We start from the raw sequence: 14,757 nt of genomic DNA on the forward strand, positions 1-14,757 counted from the left end.
GCTCTCCGCGCGGTCCGACAACGTCCAGGTCCCCCGGTGCGTGACCATGGTCAGGCGTCCGCGCCGACGCCGGTACGCGGTGCCGGCACCGATGGCGCCGCCGTCCCGGTCACCAGCTCACCGTTTCGGTAGACCAGCGAGCGCCCGGCTCGGGGCACCACCCAGCCGCTGTCGCCGGGCGCCGGCTCCTGTCCCTCCGGCACCACGACCTGCACGCTGGTCGTCGCGTCGTCGTCGGCGGGCACGTCCATCGACACCAGGGAGAAACTGCCCAGGTTCTCCACCACCACGACCTGGCCGGTGAGCGCGCCGGGGACCGGCTCGGGCGAGTAGTCGAGGTATTCGGGCCGGACGCCGTAGACCACGCTCTCCGCCTCGGTGAGCAGACCGCGGGCCTCCTCGGGCACCGGCAGCCGCACCCCGGCGACGGCCAGTTCGTCGCCGTCCACGCGGGCCGGGATCAGGTTCATCGGGGTCGAGCCGATGAACCCGGCGACGAAGGTGTTGGCCGGGCGGCGGAACACCTCGGTGGGGGTGCCGACCTGCCGGATCCGGCCACCCTCCATCACCGCGATCCGGTCCGCGAGGGCGAGCGCCTCCGCCTGGTCGTGGGTGACGAAGACGGTGGTGACGCCCAGCTCACCTTGCAGCCGCTTGAGGAACGTGCGCGCTTCCAGCCGCAACCGGGCGTCCAGGTTGGACAGCGGCTCGTCGAGCAGGAAGACCTGCGGGTGGCAGGCCATCGCCCGGGCGAGCGCGACGCGTTGCTGCTGGCCGCCGGAGAGCTGCCCGGGCCGGCGGTCCAGCAGCGCGGACAGGCCCAGTTCGTCGGCGGTGCCCGCGGCCTTGTCGTGCCGGGCGGCCCGGCCGACCTTCTTGATCCGCAGCGGGTACGCGATGTTGTCCCGCACGGTCATGTGCGGGAAGAGCGCGTAGTCCTGGAAGACCATCGCCACGTCCCGCTGCCCGGGCGGCAGGTTCGTCACCGCGCGGTCGCCGATGCGGATCGTGCCGACGGAGGCGAGTTCCAGGCCGGCGATGGTGCGCAGCAGGGTGGTCTTGCCGCAGCCGGACGGGCCGAGCAGGGCGAAGAACTCGCCGTCGGCGATCTCCAGGTCGAGGGCGTCCAGGGCGCGTACCCCGTTGGGGTAGACCTTGGTCAGTTCGCGCAGGGTGATGGCGGACATCAGCGCTTGATCCCTCCGTGGAAGCGGAACCCGTACCTGCTGCTGACGAAGACGAACATCAGCGCCACCGGCAGCGAGTAGAGCAGCGAGAAGGTGGAGAGCAGCCGCAGGTCGGCCTGGCCGCCCTCGGTGTAGAGGGTGTACATGATCACGGCGGCGGGCCGCTTGTCCGGTCCGAGCAGCAGGAACGGCACCAGGAAGTTGCCCCACACGTTCGCCACCGCCCACACCCCGACGGTGGCCAGCCCGGGCCGGACCACCGGGACCACGATGTGCCGCATGATCTGCAACGGGCTGGCGCCGAAGACCCGCGCCGACTCCTCGTACGACGTGGGCGTGGCGTCCATGAAGTCCTTGAGGATGAAGATCGCCGCCGGCAGCAGACCGCCGGTGAGGATCAGGATGACGCCGAGCCGTGAGTCGATCAGGTTGACCCGGACGGCCAGCTCGAACAACGGCACCATGGTGGCGGTGCCGGTCACGATCGACGACAGCAGCAGCAGGCCGTAGAGCAGCGCGTCGCGGCCCGGCACCCGGACCCGGCTCAGCGCGTACGCGGCCAGCGCGGCGAAGACCACCACCAGCACGGCGGTGCCGCCGGCCAGCCAGACCGAGTTGAGCAGCGAGGGCAGCGCGTACGGGTTGTCCAGCAGGGCGCGGAAGTTGGCGAGGGTGAACTGCGGCAGCGAGACGCCGATCGTCGGGGTGTCGTCGAACGGCGCGGTGGCCAGCCAGAGCAGTGGCAGGGCGAAGAAGGCGAGCACCAGGCAGAGGAAGACGTAGCGCCCGATGCGGGCCAGCACGTGCCGAACGGCGATCCCCGCCGCGCCGTCGGTCCGGGGCCGGTCCGCCACGGTGCTCACGCCCGCTCCCTTCGCCGGCCCAGCATGCGCAGGTAGATCAGCGCGATGACCAGGTTGATCAGCAGCATGATGAACGAGATGGCGGCGCCGAAGCCCAGCTCGCCGCCGGAGAGCGCCACCTTGTAGACGTAGACCGCGAGGATCTCCGAGCGCTGCTCGGGGCCGCCGGCGGTGATCAGGAACGGGGTGAAGTCGTTGAACGTCCAGAGGCTGATCAGCAGCAGGTTGGTCAGCACGTGGCCCCGGATGCGCGGGAACACCACGTCGCGCAGCTGCTGCCCGGTGGACGCGCCGGCCAGCCGGGCGGTCTCCAGGTGTGACCGCGGCACGTTCTCCAACGCGGCGGCATAGAGCATCATCGAGAACGCGGTGCCCCGCCAGGTGTTGAAGATGATGATTGACAGCATCGGGTGGTCGAGCAGCCACGCCGCGCCTGGGGTGTGGAGCAGGGCGTTGAGCGTGCCGGCGTCCCGGTCGAGCAGGGCGATCCAGAGGAAGGCCACGACCGAGCTGGGCAGGATCCAGGACAGCAGGATGAACGCCTCGACCACCCGGCGCAGCGGGCCCCGCCGGTCGCGCAGCGCGAAGGCGATGGCGAAGCCGAGGCCGGCCTGGCCGATCACCGCCGAGCCGAGCACGAACTGCAGGGTCAGCAGGAGCGAGGTGCGGAACCGTTCGTCGCCCAGCGCCGTGGTGTAGTTGTCCAGCCCGACGACCTCCGGGTGGGCCGCGGCCAGCCCGGTGAGCCGGTAGTTGGTGACGCCCAGATAGATGGTCCAAGCGGCCGGCAGCACCAGGAAGAGCAGGATCAGCACCATGCTCGGGACGAGGAACCCGGCGGCGCGGGCCGGGCCCAGCCCGGCGGCGTCGGGGGCGGGGGAGGCGCCCGTTGCCGGGCGCGCTCCCTCGACCGTCTCGTCAGGACGAGACGTTACCTGGACCACCGACGATCCCCTCGACCTTCTTCTGGTACGCCGAGGCCGACTCGTCGGCGCTCTTGCCCGAGGCCGCGGCCGCGGTCGCCTCCTGCAGCGCCACCGAGACCTGCGGGTAGACCGCCAGCGGCGGCCGGTACGCGGTCAGCGGCAACACCTTCGACGCGACGAAGTTGAGCATCGGGTCGCCGGCGAGCACCTCGTTGTTGACGTCGGTCCGGGAGGTGATCCGCGCATCCCCGGCGAGCTGGGCCTTGGTGGCCTCCGCCGAGTGCATGAACGCCAGCAGCTCGAACGCCTGCGAGGGGTACTTCGAGTTGGGGTTGAGCACGTCGACGCCACCGCCGGACATGCTGACGAAGTCCTGACCCCGGATGCCGGCGCCGGGCTGCTTGGCCGGGATCATCGCGTACCCGACGGTGCTGTCCCGGTCGGGCATCTTGGCGATGCCGTCCTTGGGGTTGATGACGCTGCGCCAGAAGTAGTCGCCCTCGGCCAGGATGCCGATCTTGCCGGCGGCGAACTCCTCGAAGGACTTGTCCCGGCCCTTGGCCTCCTGCTGCAGCTTCGGGTCGCCGAGGCCGCCACCGTAGACCTTGGTGTAGAAGTCGAGCACGTCCTTGACCGGCTGGTTGGCGCCGGCCCACTTGCCGTCCTTCCAGATCTCCCCGCCGGCGCCGACGAGCAGCGGCAGCGCACCCTGCATGGTGGTCGCCTCGCCCATCGCCGTGCCGGCGTTGATCTGGATCGGGGTCACCCCGGGCAACGCCTTGAGCTTGGTACCGGCGTCGAGGATCTCCTGCCAGCTCTTGGGTTGCCAGTCGGCCGGCAGGCCGGCCTGGGCGAACAGCTTCTTGTTGAAGTAGAGCACCCGGCCGTCGGTGCCCTGCGGAATGCCGTACCGCTTGTCCTCGAACGTGCTGAGGCCCTGCACGCTCTTAGGGATCTGTGACCAGCCGTCCCACTTGTCGGCCTGGTCGCCGGCCACGTCGGACAGCGGCTTCAGGTAGCCGGCCTGCACGAACTCGCCGACCCAGATGCCGTCGACGGAGATGACGTCGGCGCCGCCCTTGGACCGAAGGTCCAGGGCGAGCTTGGTCTTGTACTGCTCGTCATCGACGCCGCTGGGCACGAACGTCACCTTCGCGGTGACGCCCTTGGCCTTCTGGGCTTCGACGAACTTGGGGATGACCCAGTTCTGGATCCATTCCGCACCGCTGGAGTTCTTGCCGCCGACGATGGAGTTGGCGGCGATGGTGAGGGTGATGTTCTTGGCGTAATTGCCGGCGGGCTCGGAACCGCCACCGCAGGCCGTGGCGGCGAGGGTGACGGCGGTGAGGGCGGCGAGCACGCCTGTGGCGCGTCTCGGCGTGACTGACATGGGCTGTTCCCTTCGCAACGGTGACTTCGAAGAGACTCGCGGGTCGCCCCGCCGGCCGCGGGTACGCACCGGCGGTGGTTGTCGGCCACAATGTCATGACAGCCTGACGACGTAAATACCTGTCACTGAAATCAGTGCGAAACATTCACCGTCACCGCTCGGCGACGGTCACCTCCAGCACGTACCGGGAGGCCCGGTAGATGTGCGCGCCGTGCTCGACGTGGCGGCCCTGGTCGTCGTAGGCGGTGCGGGCCATGGTCAGCAGCGGGGCGTTGCGCCGCTCGCCGAGCATCTGCGCCTCGGCGGCGGTGGCGGCCCGCGCGCCGATCCGCTGGTGGGCGCTGCGGACCCGCACCCGGGCAGCGCGCAGGATCGCGTACAGGCCACGGGCCTGCAGGGCCTCCAGGGAGAGCCGGACCGGGTCGAGCGGCAGCCAGTTCTCCATCACCGCGAGGGGCTCGCCATCGGCGAACCGCAGCCGGCGCAGATGCTGCACCGGGGTGCCCGCGGTCATGCCGAGCGCGGCCGCCACCGCCGTCGGGCAGTCCACGGTGGTCAGCTCCAGCACGGAGGTGGACGGCTGCCGCCCGGCCCGGGCGAGGTCGTCGTGCAGGCTGGTCAGCTCGACCGCGCGGCGGACCTCGCTGCGGACGACCTGGGTGCCCACGCCCCGGCGCCGCACGATCAGCCCCTTGTCCACCAGGTGCTGGATGGCCTGCCGGACGGTGGGGCGGGACAGTCCCAGCCGGTCGGCGAGCTGCAACTCGCTGTCCAGCCGGTCGCCAGGCGACAGGTCGCCGCGCTGGATCGCGGCGGTGAACTGCTCGGCGACCTGGAAGTAGAGCGGGACCGGGCTGCTCCGGTCGACGACGATCTCGGGGCCGGTCACGGGGACCTCCTCGTCACGGATGCCCAGGGGGTCGGGGGCGCGATGTTGGCGTCACTGTACCCAAACGGTCACGGAGCAGAGCTGAAGGATGTCAGGACAACACATTGACACAACCCACGGCCACTGTTACCAATCAATGACCAGGTTCGAGCCGGCGGTGACGCCGTCGCCGGCCCGGCGGAAGGACGCCGCATGCTCGACGTGCCCACCATCGGCCGGGTCGGAGTGGACAGCTATCCACTGCAGATCGGCACGCCGCTGGCCGAGGTCGAGACGTCCGGCCGGGTCCTCGGCGGCAGCCCCACCAACGTCGCCTTCGCCGACTACGTGCACCGGGCGCAGCGCGACCTGCAGATCCACGCCGACGAGCTGGACCTCGCCGCGGTCACCGGGGCGCGGGTCCCGGAAGGAGACCGGTGAGCACCGAGTACGAGGCACTGACCCTCACCCGCGCGCACCGGCCGCAGGCGATCGCCGAGGCGGCGGCCCGGCGCACCCGCCGACCGTGGCCGGACCACGACCGGCCGCTGTTCGTCATCGCGGCCGACCACCCGGCCCGCGCCGCCCTCGGCGTGCGGGACCGGCCGATGGCCATGGCCGGTCGTACCGACCTGCTCGACCGGTTGCGGCTCGCCCTGTCCCGGCCGGGGGTCGACGGGGTGCTCGGCACCCCCGACATCCTCGAGGACCTGCTGCTGCTCGGGGCCTTGGAGGACCGGCTGGCGATCGGCTCGATGAACCGCGGCGGCCTCTCCGGCGCCGCGTTCGAGCTGGACGACCGGTTCACCGCGTACGACGCGGACACCATCGCCGCGATGGGCTACGACGGCGGCAAGATGCTGTGCCGGATCGACCCCGACGACCACGGCACCGCCTCCACACTGCAGGCCTGCGCCCGGGCGGTCAGCGCGCTCGCCGCGCGCCGCACGGTGGCCCTGGTCGAGCCGCTGTGGGTCGGCCGGGCCGACGGGCGGGTGCGGGTGGACCTGAGCCCCGAGGCGGTGATCAAGAGCGTGAGCGTCGGGCAGGCGCTCGGGACGACCTCGGCGTACACCTGGTTGAAGCTGCCGGCGATCGACGAGATGGACCGGGTGATGGCCGCGACCACCCTGCCCGTGCTACTGCTCGGCGGCGATCCGACGGAGGCCCCCGACGTGGTCTACGCCCGCTGGCAGCGGGCGTTGCGGGTGCCCGGCGTGCGCGGACTGGTGGTCGGCCGGGCGCTGCTGTACCCGCCTGACGACGACGTGGCCGCCGCGGTCGACCTGGCCCATTCGCTGCTGCCCACGAGGCAGGAGGCATGAGCTTGCACCTGCCGTTGACCCGAGCGGGAGGCGAGCGACGCGCAGGTTGACGGTGGCGCAGGCGGTGGTGACGTTCCTCGCCCGGCTGGTGCGGTGGTCCTACGCTGCTCGCGTGTCGGTGAACCGGATTCGCATACTCGCCCTGCCTTTCGGGTTGCTGGCGTTCGCGCTGCGGTTGGCGGCGACGTTCTGGTTGACCCCGATGACCTGGCAGAAGTGGCCGGCGGGCGTCAGTCTGCTGGTCTGGGTCGCAGGTGCCGCGGCCAGCTTGGCGGTTCCCGTCGGCCTGTACTACCTGACCGTCCTCAGAGCCGTCCCGCGCCGGCCCGCGTCGTTCCAGCTCGACGACGGCGCATTTGTCGCCCCTGCCTCCCCGCACGACATCGGTACAGCCGCCATCGTCGTGCTATGGATCGCGGCGGGCGCGGTGCTGACCGAACGCGTGCCCAACGCGGACCGGCTGCGCCTCGCCCAGATCGACTACGCGGCACTGACCTCGATCGTCATCGTGGGTCTGCTGTCCGTGCTCGCCGTGGTGCTGCTGCTGGTCAGCCGGCCACGCGTGGCGCTGAACCCGGACGGGATCACGGTGCAGCGGATGACCTCCCGCCGGAGCATCGGCTGGAACGAGTTGGCTCCCGGCGGCCCGCCACCCCCGCCCGGCCGCCGGCCCCGCAACCTGTGGCTCTACCGCACGGCCGGCCCCACGCTCGGGGGTCGGCCCAGGCCGCACCTGCTGCCCGTCGGCCAGTTGCAGGTGGATCCCGCGTTCCTCGCGAACACGATCCGCCACTACGTGGACCAGCCCGGCCAGCGCCCCGACATCGGCACCGAAGCCGAACTGTCCAGGCTGCGCTCGCACTTCGGAGCCAAGGGCGACAATCAAGTCGTCAGCCGCGAGAAATAGCAGGGGCGACGGCCGCTGGCCGAACCGCGTCCGGCCGGCCGGCAGGCGGCAGCGCTCGCTGTGCGGCCACGGCAGGCCAGTGTTCGGCGGGGCGCTGCTGTTCGTCAACCGGCCGCGCCCGGCGCTCGACCCGGACGGGAAAGGCCGACCGGAGCGGAGCTCAGGCAACGGAGGCGACGGCCAGCTGCTCCGGGCCGGCCGGCACGGCTGCGGCCTCCGACGGGACGGCCGGACCCAGTTCGGTGGACCACCTGGGCGGCGGGTCGTCGGGGCGCCGGTTGGCGGCCTCGGTGGCCGGTGGCGGCGCCGGCCGCGCGGCCCGCGCGGCGCGCAGCCCCTCCTGGGCGCTGTTCCAGGCGGCGCAGGGCCAGGCCGCGCCGACGCAGCTCGGGCTGACGCAGACCCGCTCATCGTCGGGCTGGTGGGCGTCGGCCACGGCGGCGGCCAGGCCCCACAGCAGCGGGTCGGTCACCTCGGCCGGTCGGTCGGCGCGGTCTGTGCTGGCTTCGGACATGAATGAGTCCCCCTCTTCGAGCGGCCCCACCTTTTCCAGTACGCCGACGCGGCAAACCTGGTCGCCACGACTTTTCCCCGGACTCGCGGGTCGCTCGCTCGCGGCATAGGCTGACCGACGTGGCGAGGTACTACGACCTGCACCCGGACAACCCCCAGCCCCGGGTGCTCCGGCAGGTCGTCGACCTGCTCCGCGACGACGGCCTGATCGCCTATCCGACGGACTCCTGCTACGCCCTCGGCTGCCAGCTCGGCAACCGGACGGGGGTCGACCGGATCCGGGAGATCCGCAAGCTCGACGACCGGCACCCGTTCACCCTGGTCTGCGCGGACTTCGCCCAGCTCGGCCAGTTCGTCAAGGTCAACAACGCGATGTTCCGCCTGGTCAAGGCCTGCATCCCGGGCAGCTACACGTTCATCCTGCCGGCCACCGCCGAGGTGCCCCGGCGGTTGCAGGACCCGCGTCGGCGCACCGTCGGGGTGCGCGTGCCGAGGCACACGGTGACCCAGGCGCTACTCGCCGAGCTCGGCGAACCGCTGCTCTCCAGCACCCTGCTGCTCCCCGGCGAGGAGGAGCCGATGACCCAGGGCTGGGAGATCAAGGAACGGCTCGACCACCAGGTCGACGCGGTGGTCGACGCCGGCGACTGCGGCCTGGAGCCGACCACCGTGGTCGACCTGTCCGGCCCCGAGCCGGAGATCCTGCGCCGCGGCGCCGGAGACACCGCCCGGTTCGAGTAGCGATTCGCCGTTCCACCCCGCCGCGCCGCCGCGGTGCGGCACCGTGGGACGCGGTGGGCGGGTGACGGGGGTACGACGTGAGCGCACTCGTGCTGATCGCGGTGCTGGGTACCACCGTGCTCATCGGCACCACGATCGGCGGCCGGTACAGCGTCGCCCCGGCCGTGCTGCTCATCGGCATGGGCGCCCTGCTCGGCCTGCTGCCCCCGTTTCGCCACGTGGTCCTCGAACCGGACGTGGTGCTGCTGCTCTTCCTGCCCGCCATCCTCTACCGGGAGAGCCTGGTCATCAGCCTGCGCGAGATCCGGGCCAACCTCGGCGTGATCGCCCTGCTCGCCGTCGCCCTGGTGATCATCACGATGGTCGCCGTCGCGTACGCCGCACAGGCCCTCGGGGTGGAGCCGGCGGCGGCCTGGGTGCTCGGCGCGGTCCTCGCGCCGACCGACGCCGCGGCCGTCGCCGGCCTGGCCAAGCGGATGCCGCGTGGCATCCTCACCACGCTGCGCGCGGAGAGCCTGATCAACGACGGTACGGCCCTGGTGCTCTTCGCCGTGACCGTCGGGGTGATCGCCGGCGGGGCGATCCCCGGGCCGCTCGCCCTTTCCGGCCAGTTCGTCGGCAAGTCCCTCGGGGGGATCGCCGCCGGGCTGCTCGTCGGCGGGGTGGTCATCTTCATCCGCAAGCACGTCGATGACCCGCTGCGCGAGGGCGGGCTGAGCATCCTCACCCCGTTCGTCGCCTTCCTGCTCGCCGAGGTGGTGCACGCCAGCGGGGTCCTCGCGGTCGTGGTCGCCGGCCTGGTGCTCTCGTACGCCGGGCCGCGGGTGATCCGGGCCCGCTCCCGGATCACCGCGTACGCGTTCTGGGACCTCTCCACCTTCATGGTCAACGGCGGTCTCTTCGTTCTGCTCGGCATGCAGGTGCCCCGGTCGTTGCGCGCCATCACCAGCCACTCGCCGACGCAGTCGCTCGGCATCGCGGTGCTGATCGCGCTGGTCGTGACGGCCGTCCGGATGGCCTGGGTGCACCTGTCCGTGTCCGCCCTCCAGGGACTTGACCGGCGGGAGTTCCGCCAGGCCCGCCGTTTCGACGCGCGGGTCCGCACCGCCGCCGGCTGGGCCGGCTTCCGGGGCGCGGTCTCCCTCGCCGCCGCGATCGCCGTCCCGGTCACCACCCACGCCGGCACCCCCGTGCGCGAACGCGACCTGATCATCTTCGTCACCGTCGTGGTGATCGTGCTGATCATGGTGGTGCAGGGCACCACCCTGCCCGCCGTGGTGAAGTGGGCCAGGCTGATGGGCGACGAGGAACGCGAACACGAGGTGCGCTCGGCCCGGATCCGGGCCACCGAGGCCGCGCTGGCCGCGCTGCCCCAGGTCGCCGCCGACCTCGGCGCCTCGCCGGACGCCGTCGAGCGGCTCCGCTCCGACTACCAGGACCACCTGGAGGACGTCCGCGCGCCGCGGACCGAGGAGACCGAGCAGGAGCGCGAGATCGCCCGCCGGCTGCGCATCGAGGTGCTCGACCACAAGCGGCGGGAGGTCACCCGGCTGCGGGACACCAACCAGATCGACGACGCGGTGCTGCGCCAGTTGCAGGCCGCCGTCGACATCGAGGAGATCCGGCTGCTCGGCCCGGAACCCGAGGACTGACCGGCCAGCTTCCGGGGGCCCGGGTGACCCGATCCGGCGGTGTCGGGCCGGTCAGTTCGACCGGTCGTCGAGGAAGGCGAGGGTGGCGGCGGCGAACAGCGGCGAGCTGAAGATGCTTTAGTGGGTCAGCCCGGGCGGGCGTCCGCCTCACGCTATGCCGACCCGCGTCACCGGGGCCACTGCCGCGCCGAGGATGCCGCTCAGGAGAAGTGCGTCTTCGGTCGGCTCAGCCGTTCCCCGTCGACGATCAGGTCGACCTTCTCGTTGTAGAACGCGACCAGCCCGGCGATCGGCAGCAGCGCCGCGGTGGGGAAGTCGTACGACCAGGCCAGGTCCTCGTGGACCGTGTCGCCGACGCGGACCGACCACCAGGCGCTGGTCCGGCCCTTGTACGGGCAGGCGGTCCGCGTCGCCGACGGGGCGAGGTGCGCGAAGTTCACGTCGGTGCGGTTCAGGTAGTACCGGGTGGGCAGGCCGGTCTCGAAGACCAGCACGGGCGACGTCGACTCGGCCAGGACGGTCCCGTCCAGTTCCACCCGGACGTGGCGGGTGGAGCGCAGCGCGTCCACCCGGGCGTACGGGTTGCGGGGGTGGACGAACACCTCCTCGTCCTCCTCGAACCAGGCGTCCAGCGCGGTCCAGTCGAACCGGATCGTGTCCGCCAGCCCGGGCAGCGCGTCGTCGCCGTACCAGCGGGCGCAGGCGTCACGGTTGGCGCCGCCGACCAGCAGCCCGTACACCCGGGCGGTGCCGCGCCGCGACTCCTCCGTGTGCTGCTCGTCGACGAGGAGGTCCCGCCGCACGTCGGCGACCGGGACGTAGTACTGCGGGTAGAACGGCCATTCCCACACGTACCGCGCGCGGCTGGTGTCCAGCACCGGCTCACCGGCGAGAAACGCGCGGATCCGGCGGGGCACCGGCTCGATGCGGTCGACGGGCGCGATCGCCTTCGGGTAGTCCGGCACGGCTCCTCCTCTGCTGCGACGTCACCGGTGCAACGATCGGCGCGGCCCCACGTGCACGGCCGGTGCGTCCCTGAGGCGCCTCGGCCGCTTGCCCGGCCCCGCGTCGACGTGGAGAGGTGGCGGACGAATGCCGCCGGCCGCAAGGTCCAGGACGAATGAGCGGTGCCTCGCCGGGTACGCGGCCCGCGACACGCGAGGAGAGCCACATGACCACGACCGTTCCCGCCGTGATTGTCCGCTACTACCAGTTGACCGCGGAACCCGACATCGACGCCTTCGTCTCCTGCTTCACCGACGACGCGATCGTCGCCGACGAAGACCGGACGTATGAGGGCCCGGCGGCAATCCGTGCCTGGCGCGAGCGGACCGCGGCCGAGTTCGACTACCGGGCCGTCCCGGAGGGGGTCGAGGAGGAGGCCGGCGGCAACCTGGTGGTGACGACCCTCGTCTCGGGCACGTTTCCGGGCAGTCCGGTCCGGTTGCGGCACCGCTTCACGCTCCGCGACGGACTGATCGGGGCCCTCGACATCCGGCCGTAGCACCGGCCGAGCGCGGTCAACGGTGGGCGGTTGGACCGACTCCGGCCGGCTTGCGCCGTCCGGTCACCCGTTTCCGGCGAGACCGCGTACGGCCACCAGCCCGGGGACCGCGACGCGGCCGAGTTCCCTGCCGGTGGCCGGGTCGTGCCAGCTCACCGCGTCGCGCTGGCCCACGTAGAGGCGGCTGCCGTCCGGGCTGGGCACCAGGCCGGTGACCGGCTCGCGGACCGGCCAGCCGGCCGCGCCGTCCAGCGCCGCGAGGTCCAGGCTGCGTACCGTGGTGCCGGCGCCGACGAAGAGACTGCGGCCGTCGGTGGTGGCGTGGGCGGTGCCCGCGCCGGCGGCCCGGGTGACCGTCCGGACCACCGTGAGGTCCACCGTGGAGATCTCCGCGACGGCCCCCGAGGTGATGTCGGTGACGAAGAGTCGCCCTCCGTCGGGACTGATCGCCATGGCGTGGCCCCGCGCCGGGGCTTCTCCGAACGGGTGCGGCAGGTCGATGCAGTACGCCCAGCGCTCGCCGAGGCTGAGCGTGTGGACGAACGCGTGCGCGTTGCCCGGGCGTCCACTCACCAGGTCCCGGGTGTGCCGATGGTCGGGCTGGTGGGTGTAGAGCGTGTAGAGGGTGGTGCGGTCCGGGGCGAGCACGGCCTGGCGGCCGTCGCCGCGCATCTCCTCCTCGGCGCCGGGCGGGATCGGCGTCTTGGTCCGGGTGGAGAGCGGGCCGGGTGCCCGGGTGGCGAGGTCGACGAGACGCACCCGGTAGCGGTCCGGCGCGGTCGCCGGAAGCCATTCGAGGACGAACAGCCCGCCGAGGTCGGCGGTAAACGCCTCCGGCACGAAGTTGCCCCGCAGCTCCAGCCGGTGTCGAACCCCGGTCACGTCGGCGACCAGGACCGGGGTCACCTCCCGCCCCGCCGGACGCCCGTCGGTGACGGCCGACCGGCCCGGCGTGAGCGCCACCAGGGTGCCGGTGGCGGAGACGGCCTGCGGCAGCCAGCGCCCGGGCAGCGTGACTCGCGGGGAGCTGTCGCCGGTGCCGGTGTGCACCCGCCAGAAGGCCGTGTCGGGACCGGTGGGTGCGGTCGCGTAGACGGCCAGCCCGTCGGCGGTGGCGACGGCGTGCGGGATGGTCCGCCGGTCGGTGCCGCGCAGCACGCCGACCGCGCCGTCGACGTCGACGAGCAGCGCGTCGGGAATCGCGACGGCGGGGGCCGCCGCCCGGGTGGGGTCGCAGCCGGCCAGCGTGGCGGCGCCGGCGCCGGCGAGCAGGGTCAGCAGCGTGCGGCGCGAGATCGGTGTGGTGGCGGTCATGCTCGGGTGACACCGTCCGACCCGGCGAAGTTCCCACCGCCAAGGGGTGGAACCCGGGCGGCGCGGGCGGTGTCATGAGAGTGAACCGACCGGAGGTTTCCCCTGGACGACGACGAGCTTGTCACCCGCGCCCGGGCCGGTGACCTGGAGGCGTACGAACTCCTGGTTGCCCGGCACACCGCGTCCGCGTACCGGACGGCGGTGCTGCTCGGTGCCGGTCCGGACGCCGAGGACGTCATCCAGGAGGCGTTCGTGAAGGGATACCGCAACCTGTCCCGCTACCGGGGACAGTCCGCCTTCCGGTCGTGGTTGCTCGCGATCGTCGCCAACGAGACCCGCAACCTGCACCGGTCCCGCAGTCGGCGGGACGGGCTCGTCCTGCGGGCCGCGGCGGCGAACCAGGAGTCGGAGGCCGTCGAGGACGACGCCGTGGGCGCCGTCCTCGCGGCGGAGCGCCGTGCCGCGCTGGTGCGGGCGCTGCGCCTGCTGCCGGTGAAGGACCGTGAGGTGATCGTCTGCCGGTTCTTCCTCGACCTCAGTGAGGACGAGACCGTGACCATGCTGGGCGTGGCCCGGGGCACGGTGAAGTCGCGGACGTCCCGGGCCCTGGCGAAGCTGCGTGGGCTGCTCGACCACGAGGTGGTGCGCCGTGCGTGACCTCGAACGGGAACTGCACGACCTCTCGGCGTGGCTGGAGACGCCCGAGGCGCCCGACGTGACCGCCCGCGTACGCGCCCGCCTGGCCGCTCCCGCGCCGCGGCGACGCCGCTGGCGCTACTGGCTCGCCGCGGCGGTCGCCGCCCTGCTCGTCGCCGCGCTGCCGCCGGGGCGGGCCGCCGTCGCCGACGCGGTGACCGGGCTGCTGCGCTTCGCCGGGGTCGTCATCGGCGCGTCGCCGGTGCCGGTGTCGCCCACCGGCACTCCGTCACCACTGCCGTCGCAGCGGCCGGTCGCGCTCGATGAGGCGCAGCGGCTGGTGCGCTTCCCGATCCGCGTGCCGGCGAAGCTGGGCCCGCCCGAGCGGGTGCTGGTCGCCGACCCCGACGGCACGGGTACCTACCGGGTGGCGACGCTGCTGTACCGCGGGGGCGCGCTGCGCCTCGACGCGTTCGACGGCCAGCTCGATGTCGTCTTCCAGAAGCAGGCCAGCGGACCTGGTGTGGAGTTGGTCCAGGTCGACGGCGACTTCGCCGTCTGGGTGGACGGCCCGCACCCGGTGGCCTATGTGGATCGCACCGGCACGGTGCGGGTGGAGACCGCGCGGCTCGCGGCCTCGACCCTGATCTGGCAGGAGTCCGGGGTGAGCTACCGACTGGAGGGCAACCTCACCAGAGACGAGGCGGTCGCCGTCGCCGGCTCGCTGGGCTAGGGCCAGGACGGCGCGAGGCAGGACCGGGAACCGGGCGAGCTCGGCCGGTGTCTCGATGATGGCAGGCACATCGAGATGGTCGGGGGCGTGAGATGGTGGTACGGGGCAGGGTGTTGCTGGCGTCGGTGGTCCTGCTGGCGGGTTGCACGACCGGGAGTCGGCCGGCGGCTGCGCCGGCCGGAGCGGCCGCCGCGACGG

16 protein-coding genes are annotated in these 14,757 nt (G+C 72.5%); 8 read left to right on the forward strand and 8 right to left on the reverse strand.

Annotated features, from left to right (window positions below; translation table 11 throughout):
* Positions 1-50: 50 nt before the first annotated feature.
* The 5 genes from ACFYOS_RS20400 to ACFYOS_RS20420 all read right to left on the reverse strand — a co-directional run bounded on the left by ACFYOS_RS20400 (position 51) and on the right by ACFYOS_RS20420 (position 5,255).
* Positions 51-1,187 carry an ABC transporter ATP-binding protein gene (locus tag ACFYOS_RS20400; protein ID WP_387143693.1) on the reverse strand — a complete coding sequence of 379 codons (1,137 nt, stop codon included), beginning with the start codon at positions 1,185-1,187 and terminating at the stop codon, positions 51-53.
* Complete coding sequence (locus ACFYOS_RS20405) at positions 1,187-2,050, reverse strand: carbohydrate ABC transporter permease (protein ID WP_387143696.1); 864 nt, start codon at positions 2,048-2,050, stop codon at positions 1,187-1,189. Before ACFYOS_RS20405 ends, ACFYOS_RS20400 begins: the two co-directional genes overlap by 1 nt.
* Entirely contained in the window at positions 2,047-2,994 is a 948-nt protein-coding gene (locus ACFYOS_RS20410; RefSeq protein ID WP_387143699.1) for a carbohydrate ABC transporter permease, read from the reverse strand. Before ACFYOS_RS20410 ends, ACFYOS_RS20405 begins: the two co-directional genes overlap by 4 nt.
* Positions 2,969-4,366: an extracellular solute-binding protein gene (locus ACFYOS_RS20415; protein ID WP_387143702.1), complete on the reverse strand. Its 1,398-nt coding sequence runs from the start codon at positions 4,364-4,366 to the stop codon at positions 2,969-2,971. Before ACFYOS_RS20415 ends, ACFYOS_RS20410 begins: the two co-directional genes overlap by 26 nt.
* A gap of 151 nt (positions 4,367-4,517) precedes the next feature.
* Positions 4,518-5,255: a GntR family transcriptional regulator gene (locus ACFYOS_RS20420; RefSeq protein WP_387143705.1), complete on the reverse strand. Its 738-nt coding sequence runs from the start codon at positions 5,253-5,255 to the stop codon at positions 4,518-4,520.
* Between the two features lie 192 nt (positions 5,256-5,447).
* On the opposite strand from ACFYOS_RS20420, the gene ACFYOS_RS20425 reads away from it, so the two are divergent.
* From ACFYOS_RS20425 to ACFYOS_RS20435, 3 genes are all read left to right on the forward strand, one after another.
* Positions 5,448-5,675 (forward strand): hypothetical protein, encoded by a 228-nt coding sequence (locus ACFYOS_RS20425; RefSeq protein WP_387143707.1) that lies wholly within the window; start codon positions 5,448-5,450, stop codon positions 5,673-5,675.
* Complete coding sequence (locus ACFYOS_RS20430) at positions 5,672-6,559, forward strand: aldolase (RefSeq protein WP_387143710.1); 888 nt, start codon at positions 5,672-5,674, stop codon at positions 6,557-6,559. Before ACFYOS_RS20425 ends, ACFYOS_RS20430 begins: the two co-directional genes overlap by 4 nt.
* 112 nt (positions 6,560-6,671) lie before the next feature.
* Positions 6,672-7,466 (forward strand): hypothetical protein, encoded by a 795-nt coding sequence (locus ACFYOS_RS20435; protein ID WP_387143713.1) that lies wholly within the window; start codon positions 6,672-6,674, stop codon positions 7,464-7,466.
* Positions 7,467-7,626: 160 nt separating this feature from the next.
* On the opposite strand, the gene ACFYOS_RS20440 is transcribed toward ACFYOS_RS20435, so the two are convergent.
* Positions 7,627-7,980 carry a hypothetical protein gene (locus ACFYOS_RS20440; RefSeq protein WP_387143716.1) on the reverse strand — a complete coding sequence of 118 codons (354 nt, stop codon included), beginning with the start codon at positions 7,978-7,980 and terminating at the stop codon, positions 7,627-7,629.
* Between the two features lie 119 nt (positions 7,981-8,099).
* Here ACFYOS_RS20440 and ACFYOS_RS20445 point away from each other — a divergent pair, with 119 nt between their 5' ends.
* Both ACFYOS_RS20445 and ACFYOS_RS20450 read left to right on the forward strand, forming a co-directional pair.
* Positions 8,100-8,720, forward strand: coding sequence for an L-threonylcarbamoyladenylate synthase (locus ACFYOS_RS20445; RefSeq protein WP_387143719.1), 621 nt, complete (start codon positions 8,100-8,102; stop codon positions 8,718-8,720).
* 77 nt (positions 8,721-8,797) lie between these two features.
* Complete coding sequence (locus ACFYOS_RS20450; protein WP_387143722.1) at positions 8,798-10,372, forward strand: Na+/H+ antiporter; 1,575 nt, start codon at positions 8,798-8,800, stop codon at positions 10,370-10,372.
* Positions 10,373-10,572: 200 nt separating this feature from the next.
* Here ACFYOS_RS20450 and ACFYOS_RS20455 read toward each other — a convergent pair whose 3' ends face one another.
* A complete protein-coding gene (locus tag ACFYOS_RS20455; RefSeq protein ID WP_387143725.1) occupies positions 10,573-11,337 on the reverse strand; it encodes a DUF427 domain-containing protein in 765 nt (254 codons plus the stop codon).
* Positions 11,338-11,543: 206 nt separating this feature from the next.
* Between ACFYOS_RS20455 and ACFYOS_RS20460 the strand changes: the two genes are divergently transcribed.
* Positions 11,544-11,876, forward strand: coding sequence for a nuclear transport factor 2 family protein (locus ACFYOS_RS20460; RefSeq protein WP_387143727.1), 333 nt, complete (start codon positions 11,544-11,546; stop codon positions 11,874-11,876).
* A 63-nt stretch (positions 11,877-11,939) separates the two neighbouring features.
* Here ACFYOS_RS20460 and ACFYOS_RS20465 read toward each other — a convergent pair whose 3' ends face one another.
* Positions 11,940-13,190: a YncE family protein gene (locus ACFYOS_RS20465; RefSeq protein WP_387143730.1), complete on the reverse strand. Its 1,251-nt coding sequence runs from the start codon at positions 13,188-13,190 to the stop codon at positions 11,940-11,942.
* A 201-nt stretch (positions 13,191-13,391) separates the two neighbouring features.
* Between ACFYOS_RS20465 and ACFYOS_RS20470 the strand changes: the two genes are divergently transcribed.
* Together ACFYOS_RS20470 and ACFYOS_RS20475 are read left to right on the forward strand one after the other, a co-directional pair.
* A complete protein-coding gene (locus ACFYOS_RS20470) occupies positions 13,392-13,847 on the forward strand; it encodes an RNA polymerase sigma factor (RefSeq protein ID WP_387143733.1) in 456 nt (151 codons plus the stop codon).
* Positions 13,840-14,559 (forward strand): hypothetical protein, encoded by a 720-nt coding sequence (locus tag ACFYOS_RS20475; RefSeq protein WP_387143736.1) that lies wholly within the window; start codon positions 13,840-13,842, stop codon positions 14,557-14,559. The genes ACFYOS_RS20470 and ACFYOS_RS20475 overlap by 8 nt, the downstream gene beginning before the upstream one ends.
* Positions 14,560-14,757 lie beyond the last annotated feature (198 nt).

Origin of the sequence: Micromonospora sp. NPDC005806 (assembly GCF_042871425.1) — a bacterium.
Taxonomy (GTDB): domain Bacteria; phylum Actinomycetota; class Actinomycetes; order Mycobacteriales; family Micromonosporaceae; genus Micromonospora.